The sequence below is a fragment of the Actinoallomurus acaciae genome, from assembly GCF_042429965.1.
Taxonomy (GTDB): Bacteria; Actinomycetota; Actinomycetes; order Streptosporangiales; family Streptosporangiaceae; genus Actinoallomurus; species Actinoallomurus acaciae.
This window is the reverse complement of sequence record NZ_JBHLZP010000558.1, coordinates 1-5117: the sequence shown is the minus strand read 5'-3', so window position 1 is coordinate 5117 and position 5117 is coordinate 1. Positions and strand designations below refer to the sequence as shown.

Here is a 5117-nt window from a genome sequence, read left to right as displayed (position 1 = left end):
GGCGACCAGGACGACGGCCGCGACGGCCCCGGCTCCGAGGCGTACGGCCGTGGTGCGGCGGGTCGCGGCCCACGCGAGCAGCGCGGAGATGTGGTCGGCGGAGCGCTGCGCCGAGGAGCCCAGAGACCCCGGCGGCCAGTCCACGCGCAGCGGCCGCTCGGCGCAGGTCTCGACGATCTGCGCCGGTGTGGGCCGGCGGGCGGGGTCCTTGTCCAGGCACCGGGTGATGAGTGCGCGAAGCCCGTCGTCGTGGCAGTCGAGCGCGGCCGGATCGGGATCGGTGTGGATGATCCGGTACAGCACCTCGCCGGTCGTGCCGTCGCCGAAGGGCAGGACACCGGTGGCGGCGTAGGCGAGGACCGAGCCGAGCGCGAAGACGTCGGAGGCCGCGGTGACCTCGCCCCCGCCCGCCTGCTCGGGCGCCATGAACGGCACCGTGCCCACGCTGGCGCCGGTCTGCGTCATGCGGCTGCCGTCGTGCGCCTGGGCCACCCCGAAGTCGATGACCTTGGGGCCGGTGGCCTCCAGCAGCACGTTCGCCGGCTTGAGGTCACGGTGGAGCACCCCGGCGGCGTGGATGTCGGCGAGCGCCTCGGCGATGCCCGCGGCCAGCCGGAGCACCGCGTCCGGTGGCAGCGGCCCGCCCGCGTCCACGGCGTCGCCGAGTGAGAGACCGGCGATGTAGGCCGTCGCCATCCAGGGTGGCTCCGCGCCGGGGTCGGCGTCGATGACGGCCGGTGTGTACGGGCTGTCGACACGGCGCACGGCGGCGACCTCGGCCGCGAACCGCCGCCGGAAATGCGGGTCCTCGGCCAGATGGGGGCGCACGACCTTGACCGCCATCGGACGGCCGGTCTTCGACACCGCCAGGTACACCTGGCCCATCGAACCGCCGCCCAGGCGCCCGAGCAGCCGGAACGGCCCGACCTTCGCCGGATCGGACCGGGTCAGCGGCGCGACCGGCGCCGGCGGTGTCTCCGCCTCGGGGACCTCCTGCGCGGCCGGTTCAGGGACGGCAACGGAGCCCGGCGAGGGCTCATTGATCAGGTCCGGACGCGCGGCCTTGAGCTCGGCGCGCAGGCTCGACCAGCGCTCACGCCATTCTTCGACGTCGCCCTCGCACGCCGTCACGAAGGCGCTGGTGACGTCCCAGGTCGGCAGGCGCTGCCCCGAGGCGGCGACCGACAGGACGGACATGGAAAAGTGCGCTCGCCGGGCGAGCTCACGATAGGTCGGCGCTCCGGGCGCGTTGTCCCGCAGCTCGCGGAGTTTCAGCGCGAATTCCCGCAGCGGCCCGTCGGGCACCGGGGCCTCTCGCCTGCCCATCGCCACCTCGATCGCGGGGCCGGCGCCCCTTTGCGGGAAATCGCGACTGCATCCTAGGCCGACCGATTATGGTCCGGTAACCCGGGCGGCTGACCGGGAAAGGCCGTTTTCACGCACGCCCCGATTGACCACCCGATTGATCCCGGTGTCATCGACATGTCATCGGACGTCCTTAGCGTCGCTCGCGCATCGAAGAACCGGTCGCGAAAGCCGCGCATCGGACCGACGCATAACGGGAGGTTGAATGCGCAAGTTCTCCGCCCTTCTAGCCGGCCTCGTCGCGCTGGCAGGGATGAATCTTCTGGTGGCACCCGCCGCACAGGCGGCTTCGTGCGCCGGAACGTACACGATCGCGGTGGGCGGCACGGGCGACGTCAACAGCACCATCTACTCGGGCAACGTCAGCCAGCGCGTCGGGTACCCGGCGGTGCCCGTCGGCGCCGCCGACCGTCAGGGCGTCAACGAGCTGAACCGGCTGATCCGCGACCAGCGCGACCAGTGCCCGGGCCAGCACGTCAAGGTGGTCGGCTACTCCCTCGGCGCCGCGGTGGTCCACACCTGGGTCACCGAGAACTGGCAGACCATCGGCAACGTGAACGCGATCCTGCTCGCCGACCCCAAGCGCCCGGCCGGCCCGGGCTCCGCCGGAGCCGCGGCTCACCCGGCCGTCGCCCCGGTCGTCGGCGCCCCGCTCTCCGGCGCCGACGGCTTCTTCGGCAACGTTCCCGTGCTGGAGGTCTGCACCGACGACGTGATCTGCGACGCCAACGCGTCCTCGGGACTGCCCGGCTACCTGTGGGAGGGCAAGCACGGGAACTACAACTTCAACGTCGACGCGTACTCCGACGACGCTCACGGGCAGTGGTTCAACGGGGTCTACATCCCCTGACGGACGGCACGCCCCTCGTCCCACCAGGTGCCGGTCAGCCCATGCCGACCGGCACCTCCCGGGCGAGCGCCTCTCTTATTTCGCGGCGCAGCCGGCGTCGACCCTCAACTCGGTGCCCGTGACGTACCGCGCCTCGTCGGAGGCCAGGAACAGCACGGCGTTGCTGATGTCGATCGGGTCCACCCAGGGAAGCGGCAGTGCGTTGATCGACTGGAACGCCTCGACCGCGTCCTCCCGCGTCGGGTGTTCCAGGTCGGGCCGGAACAGCTTGTACGTGGAGTCGTTGAGCGCCATGTCCGTGGCGACGGTCGTCGGGTGCACGGTGTTGACCCTGATCCGGTGCGGTGCCAGCTCGTTGACGAGCGTGCGCATGAGCCCGACCACCGCGTGCTTGCTCGCCGTGTAGGCCGCGCAGTTCGTCAGGCCCTTGTGGCCGGCGGTGGAGCTGGTGATGACGATCGAGCCGCCGGTGCCCTGCTCGATGAGGTGCGGAACCGCCGCCTTGCAGGTGTGCCACACGCCGGTCAGGTTGATGTCGGTGACGTTCTGCCAGGCCTGTTCGCTCACGAGGTGGGCCTGGTCGCCGAAGATGAAGATGCCGGCGTTGGCCGACACGATGTCGACGTGCCCGAGCTCCGCGACGCCCTCGTCGAGCGCGTTCTTCAGGGCCTCGTGGTCGCGGACGTCGGCCTTGACCGCGACGATGCGGCGGTCCAGGTCCCGTACCTGCCGCACGGTCTCGGCCAGGTCCGCTTCGGAGGCGCCGGGGTACTCGACGCCCTCGACGGCCCCGGCGATGTCGACGGCGATGATGTCGGCGCCCTCCTGCGCCAGGCGGACCGCGTGGCTGCGGCCCTGCCCGCGCGCCGCACCGGTGATGAACGCGACCTTGCCTGCCACCCGTCCTGCCATTCCGTGACTCCCTTCGCGGCGGTGCGGTTCGGGTCCCCGGCTTCAGTACTGGGTGTTGCCGGCGTCCACCGTCATCGCGAGCGCGGTGACGTATCGGGACTCGTCGGAGGCCAGGAACAGCACGGCGTTGCTGATGTCGGTGGCGCTGGTGATCTCGATCGGCAGGCTGTTGGTCAGCATCCCGCCGACGCGCGGATTGCCGGCGATCATGTCGCCCATGCCGTCGGCTCCCATCGTCCCCATCGGCGTGTCGACCCCGGTCGGGTGGACGCTGTTGACGCGGATGTGGTGCTGGGCGAGCTCGTGGGCGAACGCCCGCGCCAGACCCGTGACACCGTGCTTGCTCGCCACGTACGGCGTCAGGAAGGGCAGGCCCTTCAGCCCCGCCGCCGAACTGGTCAAGATGATGGAGCCGCCGCCCGCCTCGACCAGGCGCGGTGCGGTGGCCGTCACGGTGTTCCAGGTGCCGGTCAGGTTGATGTCGATGGTGTCGCGCCAGATCTCCGGCGTGACCTGGTCCCAGGCACGCGGGATGCAGATGCCCGCGTTGGCGACCACGACGTCGAGGCGGCCGAACCGGGCCACGCCGTCGCCGACGGCCTGCCGGAGCGCGTCCGCGTCACGGACGTCCACCTCCGCCGAGACGATCCCACGGCCCAGCGCCTCGACCTGCTTGACCGTCTCGGCGAGGTCCTCGGGCGTCGACGGCGGGTATCCCAGGTTGGGCACCGGACCGCAGAGGTCGATCGCGATGATGTCGGCGCCTTCCTCCGCGAGGCGGACGGCGTGGCTGCGGCCCTGGCCGCGCGCGGCCCCCGTGATGAATGCGACCTTGCCCTCGACTCGACCCATCGTCTACTCCCTCGCCGCAGGGACCTGGCTACGCCCTCCCGGAGCCGTTGCGGCACCGAGTGCCTTATGTCGGGGACGTTAACGGCACTCGGTGCCATAGATCAATAGATCCGGCGAAACGGGCGACATGCCGTGGGCGCCGGGCGGTCACCAGCCGTAGGGGCCGAACCGGCCCCAGGCGACGAGCGCGGCGAGCACGAACAGGATGGCGTTGACCCTCACTGCGGACGGCTCCTTGTGCGGGATGTGCACCATGGCCGCCGCCAGGACCATTATGATCGCCAGCCCGGTCGCGGCGATCGGCGTCAGGATGGGGGCGATGCCGACGGCGGCCGGCACGATCAGCCCGATCGCCCCGAGCAGGCCCATCACGCCGATGAACCGCACGGTCACCAGGTTGAAGTCCCGCACCCACGGGTACACGCCGACCAGCCTGGCCTTCGGCAGAGCGATCTTCGTCAGGCCGGACATCGCGAACGCGGCGGCCAGCGCCCCCTGCACGATCCACAAGAACACGTTCATTACGGTCTTCCCGTCTCCTCGGTGTTCATCTAGGCGGTACGACGACACGACCTCCCGGAATGTGAGGCGACACCTCACACTTCGGCGCGCCACCTCGTCGAGATGATGAGAACGAACGGCGAACAGAGGGGGCGGCCCATGAGCACCCGATCCGAACCGGGAGACGGCCGGCTCGGTCCGAGCCTGAGCGCGATCATGAGCGAGCGGCGGCAGCTGATCAATCTCGCCTACCGGCTCCTGGGCTCCCTGGCCGATGCCGAGGACGTCGTGCAGGAGACCTACGCCCGCTGGTACGCCATGTCCCCAGCGCAACAGGAGGGCATCGAATCCCCCGGAGCCTGGCTGACGAGGGTCGCCGGCCGCATCTGCCTGGACCTGCTCGGCTCGGCGCGGGCCCGGCGGGAGCGGTATGTGGGTGAGTGGATCCCCGAGCCGCTGCCCGACCGTACGGAGTGGAACCGCGGGAGCATCGGCACCGATCCGGCCGACCGGGTCACCCTCGACGAGTCGGTCAACATGGCCTTCCTCGTCGTCCTCGAGTCGATGACCCCGGCCGAACGCGTCGCGTTCATCCTCCACGACGTCTTCCGCTACCCCTTCGCCGAAGTGGCCGAGA

At 70.7% G+C, this 5117-nt stretch carries 6 protein-coding genes; 2 read left to right on the top strand and 4 right to left on the bottom strand.

All coding sequences use genetic code 11. From position 1 onward, the window contains the following. A partial coding sequence (locus ACFFNX_RS41770) for a serine/threonine-protein kinase (RefSeq protein ID WP_378211746.1) occupies positions 1-1326 on the bottom strand: 1326 nt, incomplete at its 3' end. 244 nt (positions 1327-1570) lie between these two features. Between ACFFNX_RS41770 and ACFFNX_RS41765 the strand changes: the two genes are divergently transcribed. Beyond that, complete coding sequence (locus tag ACFFNX_RS41765; protein ID WP_378211744.1) at positions 1571-2215, top strand: cutinase family protein; 645 nt, start codon at positions 1571-1573, stop codon at positions 2213-2215. A 75-nt stretch (positions 2216-2290) separates the two neighbouring features. Here the strand turns inward: ACFFNX_RS41765 and ACFFNX_RS41760 are convergent, their stop codons facing one another. The 3 genes from ACFFNX_RS41760 to ACFFNX_RS41750 form a co-directional block, all read right to left on the bottom strand. After that, on the bottom strand, positions 2291-3127 hold the full coding sequence (locus tag ACFFNX_RS41760; RefSeq protein ID WP_378211741.1) for a mycofactocin-coupled SDR family oxidoreductase: 837 nt from the start codon (positions 3125-3127) through the stop codon (positions 2291-2293). A 42-nt stretch (positions 3128-3169) separates the two neighbouring features. Then, positions 3170-3979: a mycofactocin-coupled SDR family oxidoreductase gene (locus ACFFNX_RS41755; RefSeq protein WP_378211739.1), complete on the bottom strand. Its 810-nt coding sequence runs from the start codon at positions 3977-3979 to the stop codon at positions 3170-3172. Between the two features lie 147 nt (positions 3980-4126). Next, positions 4127-4501 (bottom strand): DoxX family protein, encoded by a 375-nt coding sequence (locus ACFFNX_RS41750; protein WP_378211737.1) that lies wholly within the window; start codon positions 4499-4501, stop codon positions 4127-4129. A 138-nt stretch (positions 4502-4639) separates the two neighbouring features. Between ACFFNX_RS41750 and ACFFNX_RS41745 the strand changes: the two genes are divergently transcribed. Next, positions 4640-5117 (top strand): sigma-70 family RNA polymerase sigma factor (locus tag ACFFNX_RS41745; RefSeq protein ID WP_378211735.1); only part of this gene is annotated, 478 nt, incomplete at its 3' end.